This window comes from Arthrobacter sp. AOP36-F1-5 (genome assembly GCF_058137995.1).
In genome coordinates, this window is the sequence record NZ_CM176892.1 from 624296 (window position 1) to 638119 (window position 13824).

13 protein-coding genes and 3 tRNA genes are annotated in these 13824 nt (G+C 68.0%); 8 read left to right on the top strand and 8 right to left on the bottom strand.

From position 1 onward, the window contains the following. Positions 1–19: 19 nt before the first annotated feature. Positions 20–1018, top strand: coding sequence for a hypothetical protein (locus AC3ZI9_RS02865; protein WP_444554164.1), 999 nt, complete (start codon positions 20–22; stop codon positions 1016–1018). 37 nt (positions 1019–1055) lie between these two features. Here the strand turns inward: AC3ZI9_RS02865 and AC3ZI9_RS02870 are convergent. Then, positions 1056–1144 (bottom strand) — tRNA-Ser (locus AC3ZI9_RS02870). 49 nt (positions 1145–1193) lie between these two features. After that, positions 1194–3323: a prolyl oligopeptidase family serine peptidase gene (locus AC3ZI9_RS02875; RefSeq protein ID WP_489923819.1), complete on the bottom strand. Its 2130-nt coding sequence runs from the start codon at positions 3321–3323 to the stop codon at positions 1194–1196. A 116-nt stretch (positions 3324–3439) separates the two neighbouring features. Between AC3ZI9_RS02875 and AC3ZI9_RS02880 the strand changes: the two genes are divergently transcribed. Continuing rightward, a complete protein-coding gene (locus AC3ZI9_RS02880) occupies positions 3440–5440 on the top strand; it encodes an FAD/NAD(P)-binding protein (protein WP_444554162.1) in 2001 nt (666 codons plus the stop codon). A 63-nt stretch (positions 5441–5503) separates the two neighbouring features. Here the strand turns inward: AC3ZI9_RS02880 and AC3ZI9_RS02885 are convergent. Next, a tRNA-Ser gene (locus AC3ZI9_RS02885) sits at positions 5504–5591 on the bottom strand. Between the two features lie 132 nt (positions 5592–5723). Between AC3ZI9_RS02885 and AC3ZI9_RS02890 the strand changes: the two genes are divergently transcribed. The 4 genes from AC3ZI9_RS02890 to AC3ZI9_RS02905 all read left to right on the top strand — a co-directional run bounded on the left by AC3ZI9_RS02890 (position 5724) and on the right by AC3ZI9_RS02905 (position 8708). Beyond that, positions 5724–6701 (top strand): NAD(P)H-quinone oxidoreductase, encoded by a 978-nt coding sequence (locus AC3ZI9_RS02890; RefSeq protein ID WP_444554215.1) that lies wholly within the window; start codon positions 5724–5726, stop codon positions 6699–6701. 52 nt (positions 6702–6753) lie between these two features. Continuing rightward, on the top strand, positions 6754–7329 hold the full coding sequence (locus AC3ZI9_RS02895) for a bacterial proteasome activator family protein (RefSeq protein WP_444554161.1): 576 nt from the start codon (positions 6754–6756) through the stop codon (positions 7327–7329). A gap of 2 nt (positions 7330–7331) precedes the next feature. Further along, positions 7332–7787, top strand: a complete 456-nt coding sequence (locus tag AC3ZI9_RS02900; RefSeq protein WP_444554160.1) for a hypothetical protein — start codon at positions 7332–7334, stop codon at positions 7785–7787. A gap of 75 nt (positions 7788–7862) precedes the next feature. Continuing rightward, entirely contained in the window at positions 7863–8708 is an 846-nt protein-coding gene (locus tag AC3ZI9_RS02905; protein ID WP_444561352.1) for an aldo/keto reductase, read from the top strand. Between the two features lie 89 nt (positions 8709–8797). Here the strand turns inward: AC3ZI9_RS02905 and AC3ZI9_RS02910 are convergent, their stop codons facing one another. Next, on the bottom strand, positions 8798–9097 hold the full coding sequence (locus tag AC3ZI9_RS02910) for a DUF4193 family protein (protein WP_444554158.1): 300 nt from the start codon (positions 9095–9097) through the stop codon (positions 8798–8800). A gap of 342 nt (positions 9098–9439) precedes the next feature. On the opposite strand from AC3ZI9_RS02910, the gene AC3ZI9_RS02915 reads away from it, so the two are divergent. Both AC3ZI9_RS02915 and AC3ZI9_RS02920 read left to right on the top strand, forming a co-directional pair. After that, on the top strand, positions 9440–9796 hold the full coding sequence (locus AC3ZI9_RS02915) for a GNAT family N-acetyltransferase (protein ID WP_489923820.1): 357 nt from the start codon (positions 9440–9442) through the stop codon (positions 9794–9796). A gap of 146 nt (positions 9797–9942) precedes the next feature. Further along, on the top strand, positions 9943–10167 hold the full coding sequence (locus AC3ZI9_RS02920) for a hypothetical protein (RefSeq protein WP_489923821.1): 225 nt from the start codon (positions 9943–9945) through the stop codon (positions 10165–10167). Positions 10168–10279: 112 nt separating this feature from the next. Here the strand turns inward: AC3ZI9_RS02920 and AC3ZI9_RS02925 are convergent. From AC3ZI9_RS02925 to tmk, 4 genes are all read right to left on the bottom strand, one after another. Beyond that, positions 10280–10355: transfer RNA gene (locus AC3ZI9_RS02925), tRNA-Thr, on the bottom strand. Between the two features lie 84 nt (positions 10356–10439). Continuing rightward, positions 10440–11963 (bottom strand): alpha/beta hydrolase, encoded by a 1524-nt coding sequence (locus AC3ZI9_RS02930; RefSeq protein WP_444554155.1) that lies wholly within the window; start codon positions 11961–11963, stop codon positions 10440–10442. Next, positions 11960–13150, bottom strand: a complete 1191-nt coding sequence (locus AC3ZI9_RS02935; protein WP_489923822.1) for a DNA polymerase III subunit delta' — start codon at positions 13148–13150, stop codon at positions 11960–11962. The genes AC3ZI9_RS02930 and AC3ZI9_RS02935 overlap by 4 nt, the downstream gene beginning before the upstream one ends. After that, the gene (gene tmk / locus AC3ZI9_RS02940; RefSeq protein ID WP_444554214.1) at positions 13147–13800 is read right to left on the bottom strand and encodes a dTMP kinase; all 654 of its coding nucleotides are present in this window, start codon (positions 13798–13800) and stop codon (positions 13147–13149) included. The genes AC3ZI9_RS02935 and tmk overlap by 4 nt, the downstream gene beginning before the upstream one ends. Positions 13801–13824: the final 24 nt, after the last annotated feature.

Below are 13824 nucleotides of genomic sequence, written 5' to 3' on the forward strand. Positions count from 1 at the left end.
CACGCCCTAGACTTGGGGCATGGAGTTGTTGTTATGGGTTCTGGTCCCCTTGCTGGTCCTTGCCGCCGGTTGGTGGTGGGTCACTCGACTGCGTCGGAAGACCTCTGCGGAGGTCAACGGCTCCGTCGGGCCCGAATCGGCACGCGAGGCCGCCGGGCAGCTGGGGGCTGAAGCCCATCGCGATGTGTACCGCCAACTCGCCCAGGGCAACTTCATGGGCGCCGTGCAGGCCTACCGTGCCGCCACAGGTGTTGGGGTCAAGGCCAGCATCATCGCCGTGCGCAGCCTCGAAGCCCACCCGCAGGTCCATCAGGAGGGCGGCCCGCGGATCGCCCCGCAGGGGCCGGGGCCCCAGACCGAGCCCCCGGAGGGGAACGGCGAGAGCGAACCATCCGGCGGTCCGGCCACCGAGCCGGCCACCGATCCGGTGGCCGGAGAAGCGGTCGACGCCGAGGCACCGGTACCGGAGCCCGCGGCGGATGCCGCTGCCGCCCCGCTGGCGGATCCCGCCCCGGGCCAGGACCTCGACGATTTCACCATCCCGGAGGAATGGACCGAGAAATTCGGTAGCGGGGCCAGCCGCAAGACCTCCAACTTCCGGATCTCCGCTGAAGAAGACGGCGTCAAACGCGAATTCGGCACCGATGAGCTTCCCCCGGCGGAATTCGACCAGTTCCAGTCGCTGCTGCGGGACCATGACCTCGACGGTGCCGCCGACCTGTTGGCCAAGTTCTCGGGCCTGGACCGGGATTCCATCAGGGAACTGTTGGACACGGCCCCCGTCGATGGGGATCCGGCATCGATGGGTGAGGATATCGCGGACTTCAGCTTCGAGGGGGACGGCCCCGAAGGCCACGTGCAATTCAGTGCCAGCGACCTCCCGGGGGAGGACAAGGACCGTTTCCTGGGTTTCGTCCGGGCCGGGGAACTGGGGCAGGCCGCGGAGATCGTCCACCGGCATACGGGTCTTCCCGCCGAGATGGTCGAACAACTGCTGACGGCCTTCGGAAAGAAGTAGGCACAAAAAAACCCCTACCTGGGTAGGGGTTTTTCAGCGGAGACGGGGGGATTTGAACCCCCGGTCGAGTTTAACCCCGACCCTTCATTAGCAGTGAAGTCCATTCGGCCGCTCTGGCACGTCTCCAGCGCTGCCGTGGCAGCCCCCCAAGACTACCGAACAGTGGCCCCCAAATTCAAAATGCCTCCCGGTTCACCGACCGCCACAGGAATTCGTAGCTGGTCGCCAGCATCCGGGCGCTCTGACGGTTGTCCGAGGCCCCGGCATGGCCGCCCTCCAGCGACTCGCTGTACCAGATCCGAGGAACCTTCGCCTCGAGCATCTTCGCGGCCATCTTGCGCGCCTGCACCGGTCCCACCCGGTCGTCACTGGTGGCACTCCAGAAAAGCGTGGCGGGGAAGGTCTTCCCGGCCTCCAGGGCCTCATCGAGCAGATGGTAGGGGGAGAACCCGCGGATGAATTCCCACTCCTCGGGGAGATCCGGGTCCCCGTATTCGGCGATCCACGAATGCCCGGCCGAGAGCCGGGTGTAGCGGCGCATGTCCAACAGCGGAACGCCGCAGGAGATCGCCCCGAAGAGTTCGGGATGAACGGTGAGCATGTTCCCCACCAGCAGGCCGCCGTTGCTGCGTCCGGTGGCCGCCAGATGGTCGGGGCGGGTGATCCCGCGGCGCACCAGGTCCCGGGCGATGGCCGCGAAGTCCTCGTATGCCCGCGGCCGGTTCTCCCGCAGTGCCGCCCGATGCCAGGCGGGACCGTATTCGCCGCCGCCGCGGATGTTGGCCAGCACGTAGACCCCGTCCCGGCCGGGGGCGGAACCGCGGCGGAGCCAGGCACGGCCCACCACCCCGGAGTACGACGGCGTCAGGCTGGTTTCGAATCCGCCGTAGCCGTTCATCAACACCGGGTTGGCCCCGTCGTGGACCAGATCCGCCGGGCCGACCTGGAAGTAGGGGACCGCCGTTCCGTCGTCGCTGGTTGCGAAGTGCTGCTGGACCTCCAGACCGGTCGCGTCGAAGCGGGCCGGGGAGGACTTGACCGTTTGCGGGAGCCCCGCACCGATGGTCCCGCGCGACAGGGTGGCCGGGGTCAGGAACCCGGTGGAGACCAACCAGTAGTCGTTCGCCGTCTCCGGGTCCTCGTCGTCGACCGGCCCGATGGACAGGTCCTGGTGTTCCTCCCCGCCGACCTCGAGGGGACGCAACCGCCAGCCATCGGCCGGATCCGCCACCAGGATCTTCGAGGAGACGTGATGCAGCACGGTCAGCAACAGGTGGTCGGCGGTGCAGGAGGAGGACTGCAACGAGGTGTCGGCATCCGGGGTGAAGACCCGGGTCACGGTGCGGTCCCCGGACAGGAAGGCGTCCAGATCGGCCACGGCCAGGCAACCGGAGGGAAGGGCCTGGCCGTCGAGCTCCCAATCCTGCTGTGGGCTGAACATCACCCATTGGCGGTGCAGTCCGATCCGCACATGGGTGGGGGCCTCGATCGGCACCCAGTGCCCCTCGCGCAGGATCGAGGTGGAGGTGTTGAAGAAATCGATGACGTCGGTGGCGGTGACATGCCGGTAGCCGGGGGTCTGGTCCACCGAGACATGGGCCATCACATGGGAGGCCTCGACGGCGAAGACCTCCAGGGCCTGCGCGGGGTCCATGCCGCGTTCGACCCGGCGGACGGTGCGAGCATAGCCCGAACGGGTCAGCGAATCCGCGCCGAACCCGGTGGCCACGTACCAGGCGTCGGGGCCGTCCCAGCTGACCTGGGTCTTCCCGACCGGCAGCGAGAACCCGTCGGGGACGAACCGGGCGGCCTGCAGATCGAATTCACGCACTTCCACGGCATCCCCGCCATCGGGGGACAGGCGCAGCAGGGCGCGGTGGTAGTCCCCGCCGGTCTCGGGACGCAGCAGCGCCGCGCCGGCGAAGACCCAGTCGGTGCCTTCCGCAGCGGCCAGGGCATCGACGTCGAGCAGGATCTGCCAGTCGGGGTCTTCACTGGCGTAGGACTGCCAGGTGGTCCGCCGCCACAGGCCCTTCGGGTGGGAGGCATCGCGCCAGAAGTTGTAGTAGTAGCTCCCGCGTTTGGTGGCCATCGGGATCCGATCCTGCGCATCCAGGACCTCCAGCACCGAGGATTCCAGCCTCTGGTAGGCCTGATCGTGCAGCATGCTCCCGGTCGCGGCATTGCGGGCCCTCACCCAGTCCAGGGCCGTTTCCCCGTGGATCTCCTCCAGCCAGGCAAAGCGGTCGTCGGTCTCGGAATCAGTGGTCGGCCCCGCCATCGGGGCTGCTGAGGTGCTGTCCATGGCCCCCAGTCTACGAGTGGCCGCCCGGCCGGGCGGTACGCTGGGAACCCCGGCCTCCTGCGGATCGGCGGGGAAGCAGGCGGGGCATCCGCACGGCCGAAGCGAAGGAGCAGCACGTGGCAGCACCCCCGTTCACCCTGGTGATCGTCGGTTCCGGACCCCGCGGGACCTCGACCCTGGAACGGGTGTTGGCCCGGCTTGAAGCCGCCGACCAGCGGCGCGGAGCCGAGGACACGCCTCCGGCCCGGAGCCTGGAGATCACGGTCGTGGACCCTTGCGAACCCGGGCCCGGGCACGTCTGGGCCCCCGAACAGCCGCGCTACTACTTGATGAACACCCCGGCGCTCTACCCCACGGTCGCCCCGCCACGCGGGACCGGGAACGCGGCGGGACTGACGTTCGAGGAATTCCGGGTCGGGGGCGGCGACGGCGCCGACCTGGATCCGGCGGAACGGGCCGAACTGGCTGGACTGTCCGCCAGCGGATTCCCGAGCCGGGCGATCTACGGGAGGTACCTGCGCCATGTGTTCTGCCGGGTACGGGCCCGGCTCCAGGCCCATCCGGCCGTCGCCTCATTCACCGTGATCCGTGCCGAAGCCACCTGCCTCCGCCGCGAAGCCAACGGCTACCGCCTGACCCTGGACGGGGGAGCGGGGTCGGGGCCCGCAGTGACCGAGCTGGTGGCCGAAGCCGTTGTGCTCGCCGTCGGACATGTTCCGGCGCACCCGAACCCGCTGCAGCGCACCGCCGGGGAACGCGCCACCGCCGTGGGTTTGCACTACCAAGGCCCGAATGTGCCTGCCGACGTGGATTGGGGGCTCTACCCGGCCGGGGAACCGGTGCTGGTGCGTGGGCTCGGGCTGAACTTCTTCGATGCGATGACCGCGATGACCGTCGGCCGCGGCGGATCCTATGTTTCCACCGGTGACGGCCCGGGCCATGCCCTCGAATACCGGGGCAGCGGCAGCGAACCAATCCTGCATGCCGCCTCGCGACGCGGGGCCCCCTACCGCGCGAAGGCGTGCATCGACTCCTATCTTCCGGCCTCGGTGTCCCTGCGCCATCTGAGCTTCGAGGCCGTCCATGCCCTCGCCGCCGACGGGGCGCCGGGCGAACCGAGGGGCAAGGTCGGTTTCAACGCCCATGTCTGGCCGCTGCTGCACCGCGACGTGCTGCATACCTACTATGCGACGCTGGCCCGCGTCTCACCCGAACTGTTCGAGGAGCCCGGCCCCTTTCTGGCCGAACTCGACGAGATCCTCGACGCCCCGCATGTGAACGGCCAGGAAGTCTGGCGCACGGTGGCCCGCGAACTCGTCGAACGGGCGGCCCCCGGGGTCCGCTGGCTCGACGTCGCCGGACTGGGGCACCCCTTCGCCGACCGGGGATTCGTGGGCCACTCCGCCTACCAGGGGGCGGTGCTGGCCTATCTGGAACACGACGCCGAAACCTCGGCCCGCGGGGAGGAGGACCCGTTGAAGATGGCGATCGGTGCGTTGAATGCCGGCCGTGGGATCATCAAACGACTCGTTGCCGAGGGGATGGTCGATGATGCCAGCCGGCTCGACGAGCTCGGCCGCTGGTTCGAACCCCTGGTCGAAGGACTGGCCAGTGGTCCGCCCCTGCAACGGATCGAGGAACTGGCGGCGTTGGCGCGTGCCGGCATCGTGCAGTTCATCGGCCCCGACCCGGTGTTCTCGTTGGACGAGGAGGCCGCCTGCTTTGCCGCCTCCTCACCGTGGGTGCAGGACGAACCGATCACCGCCCGGTACATGGTCGAGGCGATGATGCCCGCCAACCGGGTCGCCCAGAGCGCCTCGCCCCTGCTGGAACAGTTGTGGGCCGAGGGGATGGCCCGGCCCCGCCTGATGCTCAACCCCGAAGGTGAGGGGGTGTACGGGTCGGGGCTCGACGTCGTCGGACAGCCCTACCGGCTCGTCGACCAGGCAGGGATCGCCCACCGCGGGATCTTCGTGTTGGGGCTGCAACTGTCCAGCGTGCAATGGGGGACCGCGATCGCCGCGGAAGCCGGCGCCGGTTTCACCGAAGGGGCCCGGACGCTGGGGGATGCGGATGCCGTGGCTTCCGAGGTGCTGAGGATGGCCGCCCGGATCTGAGTTCCGGGCGTCAACGACGGCAGGGAAGCCGGTCCATGATGGACCGGCTTCCCTGCCTCGACGCGGAAGGTAAGGGATTTGAACCCTTGGTGCGGGGTTGCCGCACACTGGTTTTCAAGACCAGCTCCATAGGCCGCTCGGACAACCTTCCAGACATGAGAACTATACGCGAGCGGCCCCGGGCAGGAAAACCGTGGGCGATAGGCTCGGGGTGGACACCGATTTCCATGTTGAAGGGATCCAGCCATTGAGCCCGAACACTGCAGCCGATCTGCCCACCACCATGCGCGCCGTGGAGTATTCCGGACCCGGGGGCAGCGAGGTCATCCGCCTGGCCGAACGCCCGGTCCCGACCCCGGGGGCCGGGGAAGTGCTGATCCGGGTCGCCGCGGCCGGCCTGAACCGCGCCGATGTCGCCCAACGGCAGGGAAACTACCCGCCGCCGGAGGGGGCCTCCGACGTCCCTGGCCTGGAGGTTTCGGGAACCATCGCCGCCAGCGGCCCCGATGTGGAGGGGTACGACGCCGGTGACCGTGTCTGTGCGCTGCTGGCCGGCGGCGGGTACGCCGAGTACGTCGCGGTCCCGGCCGTCCAGGTCCTGCCGGTCCCGCCGGGCATCGGATTGGTCGAAGCCGCCGGGCTGCCGGAGGTGGCGTCGACCGTGTGGTCGAACCTGTTCATGGAGGCCGGGCTGTCCGCGGGGCAGTGGGCCCTGATCCACGGTGGGGCCGGGGGCATCGGCACCATGGCCACCCAGCTCGCCACCGCCTACGGCGCCCAGGTGGTGGTCACCGCCGGCAGTGCCGGGAAGATCGACTACTGCCGGGGGTTCGGTGCCGTGGACGGGATCAACTACCGCGAGGAGGACTTCGTCGAACGGATGCGCACGATCAGCGATGGCCACGGGGCCGACGTCGTCCTGGACATCATGGGAGCGAAGTACCTCGCACGGAATCTGGAGGTCCTCGCCCCCGACGGCCGGCTGGTGGTCATCGCCCTGCAGGGCGGGGCCAAGGCCGAGCTCAACCTGGCCCGGCTGATGACCCGACGCCTGCGCGTCATCGGCACCACCCTGCGGGCCCGCAGCCTTCAGGCCAAGGGCCGGGTCGTGGAGGGGGTGCGGACCGGGGTCTGGCCGCTGGTCGAGGAGGGTACGGTCCGTCCGGTGGTGGAGAAGACCTTCCCGTTGGCCGAAGCAGCCGCCGCCCACGAATACTTCGACTCCGGGGAACACCGGGGCAAGATCCTGCTGACCGTCTAGGGGCGCCCGGGGGACCGGGACGGGCCCGAGCGCGTCGTGGCAAGATGGAAGCATGAACGAACACGAGAAGCCGCAGTCTCCGCCCGCCCCGGCCGACGGGGCCGGGACGGACGCCGCCCCGTCTTCCTTCAGGGTCCAGGGGCTGGTGGAGGAACCAGCGAAGGTCATGCGCATCGGTTCGATGATCAAGCAGCTCCTCGAAGAGGTCAGGACCGCCCCGCTCGACGACGGCGCCAGGGCCACCCTGGCGGATATCCATGAACGCTCGGTCGCCGAACTCGAATCCGGGCTCTCCGCCGAACTGGTCGGGGAACTCCACCGGATCCGCCTGCCCTTCACCGAGGACCAGACCCCCACCGAAGCCGAATTGCGCATCGCCCAGGCGCAACTGGTGGGCTGGCTCGAGGGGGTCTTCCACGGGATCCAGACCGCTCTGGCCGCCCAACAGGTCGCCAGCGAACAGCTGGCCCGGCGCATCCAGCTGCGCGAGCTGCCGCCGGGGACCCCGGTGGCCCCCGGCATCGTCATCAACGAACGCGGGGAACCCGAACGGGTGGCCCCGGGCCGGCCGGGCGCCGGGGAGGCGCCGGACGAGGACACCGACGGCGGACCGGGACAGTACCTCTGAGCATGGGATGGGTTGCTCGGATGCGCGGTGCCCGCCGCGATGACCAGGAGCTCGGCGATGGTGTCTGGCGTCGGGCCAACGACCGTTTCGGGCGGGGACTGGACCGTTTCCACCAGGTCCTCGAAGGCATCGAAGCCGATGACCTGCACAATGCCCTGGTGATGATCGCCAACCACCTGGCGGACCTGCAACCGAGGGTCCGCGCCGTATGCATGGCAGCCCAGACCCAGCGGCCCAGCACCGGACAGGACATCCCGGGAAGCCATGCCTCGGTCCACCGGGCCCTGTCCAAGGCGGCCAACGACCTGGCGGCGGCAGCCCAAGCCGCCGCCATGTCGCGACTGGATGGGGAACGGTGGGGATACAACTCCGCGGGTCTGGAGAACGTGGCCTTCCGTGCCGATCTGGTGGTCGAGGGGGTCCGCCTCGCCGAAGAGGCGCTCGCCGACGCCGGTTGAGGCCGGGCGTTCGCCGAACGCGGAGAGCCGAGGCACGCTTCCCTCCCCCGCGGATGGCGGTGGCAGGATGGGCCGATGACCACCTACGAATCACCGAAACTCACGTTCAACGATGGCAGGACCATCCCCCAGCTCGGCTACGGGGTCTGGAAGGTGAAGGACGACGTCGCGGAGAAGGTCGTCTCCCTGGCCTTCGACGCCGGATACCGCCATGTGGATACCGCCCGCATCTACGGCAACGAGGCAGGGGTGGGCCGCGCCGTTGCCGCCTCCGGCCTGGACCGGTCCGAGCTGTTCGTCACCACCAAGGTCTGGAACGCCGACCAGGGCTACCAGCAGACCCTCGACGCCTTCGACGCGTCGTTGGAGCGCATGGGGATGGACTTCGTCGACCTCTTCCTCATCCACTGGCTGCAGCCGAAGCAGGGCAAGCACGTCGACACGTGGAAGGCCCTGATCGAGTTGCAGAAGTCAGGTCGCGTGGGGTCCATCGGCGTCTGCAACTTCACCGCCGAGGCGTTGCAGGAGCTCGAGGATGCCACCGGGGTGGTCCCGGCCGTCCACCAGGTGGAGACCCACCCGTTCTTCCCCCAGACCGCACTGCGTCAGTACGAGGCCTCTCGGGGCATCCTCCACCAGTCGTGGTCCCCGCTGGGCCTGGGCTCGGAACTGCTCGGGCACCAGGTGCTGACCGATATCGCCGTCAAGCACGACGCCACCCCCGCCCAGATCGTGATCGCCTGGCATCTGGCGCTCGGACTCGTGGTGATCCCCAAGTCGGAGACCCCGTCACGGATCGTGGAGAACTGGGAGTCCCTGGGCGTGACGCTGGACGAGGAGGACATCGCCGCGATCAACGGACTGGATCGGGGCGAGGAAGGGCGTATCGGCCCGGACCCCGCAGAGAGCGATTTCGAGTAACCGCTCGGATCCAGCCCTGAAACAGGAAAGGCCCGTCACCGTGGGGTGACGGGCCTTTCCTGTGCAAGGCGACGATGGGTCGGGGCTGATCAGCCGTCGCATTCGCGGCAGATCTTCACGCCGTTCTTTTCGCGGGACAGCTGCGAGCGGTAGCGCACCAGGAAGCACTCGCCGCACGTGAACTCGTCCTGGCCCTGCGGCCGGACCTGGACGACCAACTCGTCATCAATGATGGCTCCGGGCAGTTCACCGCCATCAAGCGGCTCGTCCTCGTCCAATTGCTGGACGGCAGTCTTCTGGTTCGGCGCGTCCATCGCCTTGACCTGCTTGAGGGTTTCTTCGCTTCGTTCAGCGACATCGGGGCGGACTTCGTCGTAGTCGACAGCCATGCGGTACTCCTGGTATTTCGTGTGGTAGGAAGCGACATATTAGGCCAACATCAGTCTCAAAGCCAATCGATTTTTTGAAAGGTGTTTCAACTCACGGTCTTCGGGGCCCGGGGCGTCGATACCGGCCAATGAACAACCCCCGGGGTCGCGGTGCCCCGCTGAACCCAGTGGGCAGGACCAACCGATCGCAGAGCTGCCACTGGCTCGTGCCGGCCGCACCGTATCGGGGGGAGGCCGAACTGGAAGACCGTGCTTCCCGCGGCCGGCCCGGATGGAGGCTTCCGGAGGAAATGTCGAAGTCTACGGTATTGCGGAGGAGCCACAACCTGCCAAGATGTAGGGATGACGACGATTAGCATCCGCTGGGTCGGCGACCCACCAACAGAATCATCGGGCTGGTTGGCAGCCTTCACCGAAGACGGCACGAACGTCGGGGAAGCCGCCTACCGGAGCTGGGAAGAGGATTCCCGGCTGACCTATCTGGGCGACTTCATCGTCGCCCCCGAATACCGCAAGCACGGTATCGCCAAGGACATGATGAGCACCGTGTTCGACCATCTGGGGCGGGACCGGCAGTACATCGTCTCGCTCACGGGCAACCTGGGCCGGATGTTCATGGAGGCCGTGGCCGGGGAGAAGGGGGCGCCGAAAATCTTCGAACTCCACGAAGACGACACCACCTACCGGCCCATGAACTAGGGACGCCTGCGAGTGCTCGGCGCCCACCCTCACCGCCCGTGCCGGGGGAGTGAACACTGTCATGGGATGCTCCGTAGGGATCCATGATGTGGAGTGATTCGGGGTAACTGCCCAGGTCAGGGCGTTTCCCTGCCATGCTGGGGTGCATGAAGGAGATTCGAAACGGAATCATGGTCGCGTTGACCGCGGTGGGATCCAACATCATTTTGGACGTCTACACGGATCTGACGACGGCACACCGTCTGCTCGTTTCCATCGGTATTTCCGTGCTGCTCAGCATCGTCCTGGCGATCCGCACCACGCGCCGGAACGAGCAGGAGCCCGAATGGGAAACATCCGGCGGGCCAGGCCCCGGCAGCAACATTCGGTAGAAGCAGGCCCGGGTGGGCCCATCGATCAGGGCCCGGGAGGTTCGCGCGGTCAACCAACGCATGAAAAAACGCCATTTCCTTGGGTGGTCAAGGCATATGGCGTTCTTCGTGGTGGAGCCCCCTGCCAGAATCGAACTGGCGACCTTTTCATTACGAGTGAAACGCTCTACCGACTGAGCTAAGGAGGCACGGTGGCCTGGAGGGCCACCAGCCGATAGTTTATAGGAGCATTTCGCCAGCGGTCAAAACGGGCGCTGCCGCCGGCCTCTTCGTCAGCACTTCAAACCATCCTCGGGGACGATGGAGTCCAGGAAATAGTCGTCGACGGCGTCGCCGATGCACTCGTTGCTGCGACCGTAGGCGGTGTGCCCGCGGCCATCGAAGGTCACCAGCACGGAGGAGTCGAGTTGCTGGTTCAGCGCCTTGGACCACTGGTAGGGGGTGGCCGGGTCGCCGGTGGTGCCGATGACGACGATCGGGGCGGCGTCGGGCGCCGAGACCGGGGCGGCCTCCCCGGTGGGTTCGAACTTCCAGTCCTTGCAGGCCAAACCGCCGAAGGCCAGGTATTTGCCGATCGTCGGGGAGGCCTCGATGAGGTCCTTCTCGTCCTGGCGCTGTCCGTCGATGCTCGTGTCCACCTGGTAGTCCAGGCAGTTGATCGCGGTGAATGCGGCTTCGGCATTGCCGGTGTAGGAGCCGTCCTCGTTGCGGCTGGCACTCATATCCGCCAACTCGAGCATCGCGGTGGGGTTCCCCGCCACCGCGGAGTTCAGCGCGTCGGTCAGTTGCGGCCAGTACGCGTCCTCGTAGAAGGCCACCAGGAAGCCGCTGACGAAGTCGTTGATGCCGACCTCCCGCCCGTCCTCGGCGGTCAACGGATACTCCTCGACGGAATCGAAGAGGTCCCGGAGCTGGTCGCGGGCCTGGTCGACATCCCCGTCGAAGGGGCAGTCCTGCGTGCGGAGGCACTCCTCGAGGTAGCTGGTGATCGCCTTCTCGAAGGCTTCAGCCTGGCCCAGGGTGACTTCCTCGTTGGTCAGCGAAGGGTCCATCGCCCCATCCAGGACCATGTGCCCGACGTGGGAGGGGAAGAGATCGGCGTAGGTGGCACCGAGCTTCGTTCCGTAGGAGAAGCCCAGGTAGTCCAACTTCGGGGCATCGCTGATGGCCCGCAGGATGTCCAGGTCCTTCGCGGAGCTGATCGTGTCGACATGGCCCAAGGACGCACCGGAGCGTTCGGCACAATCCCGGGCGTACTCCTTGCTTTCCTCCTCGAGCTCCTTCAACCCGGCCTTGGTGTCGGGGTCGATCTCCAGGGTGCGATCGGCATCGCGCTGGGCATCGGTCCGGCAGCTCACCGGCGCCGACCGGCTGACCCCGCGGGGGTCGAAGCCCACTAGGTCGTAGCCGGAGCGCAGATCCGCGGAGAAGATCAACGTCCCGGCATCCTCGACCAGATCCACCCCGGAGCCGCCGGGGCCGCCGGGGTTCACCAGCAGGGTCCCCTGCTTCTTCCCGCTGGCCTTGAGCTTGATGACGGAGAGGTCGATGGACTTCTGATCCGGCTGCTCGTAGTCCAGGGGCACTTCCACCTCGGCGCATTCGAACTGTGTTGAACAACTCGTCCAGTCCACGTCCTGGGAGTAGTACTTCCCCAGGTCCGCCGGAGCCGAAGGCATGGCCGCCTCGGACTGCTGCGCGGCGTCGTCGGCGGGTTGGCTGCTGCAGGCGGTCAGGAGCAACAACGAGGCGGCCGCAGCGGCCGCCCAGCGCAGCCGTCGTCGGGTGGGAATCATGCGGTGGTGTCTCCTTGGTTCCTGGCCGGCAGCAGCCCGGCCATCATGGCCTCCATGGCCAGCAGCGGTTGGACGTTGGCGGTGATGCGACGGCGGGCCTCGGAGATGTAGTCGATGCGCGCCAGTGTTTCTTCGGCGGTGGTGCGGTGGGCCACCGCCGTGAGTTCGCGGGACAGGTAGTCATTGACCAGTTCGCTCCCGCTGGCCAGCTGCAGGGTCAGCACATCGCGGTAGACGGTGGTCAGGTCGATCAGCGCGCGGTCCAGGGAGTCGTTGACCCCCCGTTTGGCCCGACGCTTATTGAGCTCTTCGAGGGCCTTGAATTGGCTACGGAGCTGCGGGGGGACGGGGGAGTCGGCCTCCAGGCCCAGGGTTTCGCGCAGGGCGGCGGTGTCCGCGAGGGCCCGGGCCTCCGCCGAGGCGGTGGACTCCTCGGTGGAGAGCTTCACCAACTCCCCGGCGGCGACCACCGCATCGGAAACCGAATTCAACCGCAGGGGCATGCGGACGGTCTGATCGCGGCGCCGTCGTGCGCCGTCATCGCGGGCGAGCCGGCGGGCGATGCCGATATGGCTTTGGGACACCCGGGCCGCGAATTCGGCTTGTTCGGCCGTCTGCCCGTCGCGGCGGACCAGCAGTTCGGCCACCGCCTGGCGGGAGGGGACGCCGAGGGAGATGGGTCGGCAGCGTGAACGGATGGTCACCAGCACGTCGGCCGGGCTCGGGGCGCACAGGATCCACACGGTCTGCGGTGGGGGCTCCTCGATGGACTTGAGCAGGACGTTGGTGGTCCGTTCGGTCATCCGGTCGGCGTCCTCGACGATGATGACCCGCCATTTACCCGCCGAGGGCCGGTCCTGGGCCCGGGTGATCAGCTCGCGGACATCCACGATCTGGTAGTTGACCTTCTCCGTGGCGATCAGCGAGACGTCGGGGTGGGTGCCCGCCATGACGGTGCGGCAGGCGTGGCACTGCCCGCACCCCCGGTCGTGCGGATCGGGGGCATCGCATTGCAGGGCAGCGGCAAAGGCCCGGGCGGCATTCGAACGACCCGACCCCGGAGGGCCCGTGAACAGCCACGCATGGGAGGGGGCGCCCAGGGCCGCGGCCCGCTGCAGGGCGCCGATGGCCGCATCCTGTCCCGGCAGGTCGGCCCAGACCCCGGTCAGTTCGGCGGGGGCGCTCACGACGAGGCCCCGGCAGCCTGGATCGCGGTGTCCACGGCCGTGGCGATGCGGGCGGCCAGGTCCTCGACCTCCAAGGAGGCATCGAGGACCACGTAGGCGCCGTCGTCGTTCCGGGCCCGCTCCAGGAAGGCTCGACGGATTCGGGCATGGAAGTCGTCGGGCTCGGATTCGAGCCGGTCCTCGGCCCCGTGGCCCTGCGTGCGGCGTTGCCGGCCGGCCAACGGATCGACGTCGAGCAGGATGGTCAGATCCGGGCGGAGCCCGTCGGTGGCCCAACGGTTCAGCCGCAGCACCTCGCCGGCCCCCAACCCGCGTCCGACCCCCTGATAGGCGACCGATGAGTCGATGAAGCGATCGCAAATGATCGTGGCCCCGCGCCCCAGGGCAGGAAGGATGAGCTGCTGGACATGGGCGGCGCGGGCGGCGGCGAACATCAGGGCCTCGGTGCGGGCATCGACCTCGCCGCGGTCGTGTTCGAGCACGAGGGAACGCAGTTCCTCGCCGATGACGGTGCCTCCCGGCTCACGGGTACGGACGACTTCGCGGCCGCCGTCCTGGAGCCTGCGGGCCAGCAGGGCGGCCTGGGTGGATTTGCCGGCACCATCGCCGCCTTCGAGGACGACGAACAGGGCTCCGGGCGCGCGCTGCATTTCATTCACCCGTTCAGCCTATCG

Excerpts from the sequence above, each read along its gene's own strand:
- AC3ZI9_RS02895 (WP_444554161.1), top strand. The coding sequence starts at position 6,754 with ATGAACGAACACGAGAAGCCGCAGTCTCCGCCCGCCCCGGCCGACGGG.
- AC3ZI9_RS02900 (WP_444554160.1), top strand. The coding sequence starts at position 7,332 with ATGGGATGGGTTGCTCGGATGCGCGGTGCCCGCCGCGATGACCAGGAG.
- AC3ZI9_RS02890 (WP_444554215.1), top strand. The coding sequence starts at position 5,724 with ATGCGCGCCGTGGAGTATTCCGGACCCGGGGGCAGCGAGGTCATCCGC.
- AC3ZI9_RS02905 (WP_444561352.1), top strand. The coding sequence starts at position 7,863 with ATGACCACCTACGAATCACCGAAACTCACGTTCAACGATGGCAGGACC.
- tmk (WP_444554214.1), bottom strand. The coding sequence starts at position 13,800 with ATGCAGCGCGCGCCCGGAGCCCTGTTCGTCGTCCTCGAAGGCGGCGAT.
- AC3ZI9_RS02910 (WP_444554158.1), bottom strand. The coding sequence starts at position 9,097 with ATGGCTGTCGACTACGACGAAGTCCGCCCCGATGTCGCTGAACGAAGC.
- AC3ZI9_RS02865 (WP_444554164.1), top strand. The coding sequence starts at position 20 with ATGGAGTTGTTGTTATGGGTTCTGGTCCCCTTGCTGGTCCTTGCCGCC.
- AC3ZI9_RS02875 (WP_489923819.1), bottom strand. The coding sequence starts at position 3,323 with ATGGACAGCACCTCAGCAGCCCCGATGGCGGGGCCGACCACTGATTCC.
- AC3ZI9_RS02920 (WP_489923821.1), top strand. The coding sequence starts at position 9,943 with ATGAAGGAGATTCGAAACGGAATCATGGTCGCGTTGACCGCGGTGGGA.
- AC3ZI9_RS02930 (WP_444554155.1), bottom strand. The coding sequence starts at position 11,963 with ATGATTCCCACCCGACGACGGCTGCGCTGGGCGGCCGCTGCGGCCGCC.
- AC3ZI9_RS02915 (WP_489923820.1), top strand. The coding sequence starts at position 9,440 with ATGACGACGATTAGCATCCGCTGGGTCGGCGACCCACCAACAGAATCA.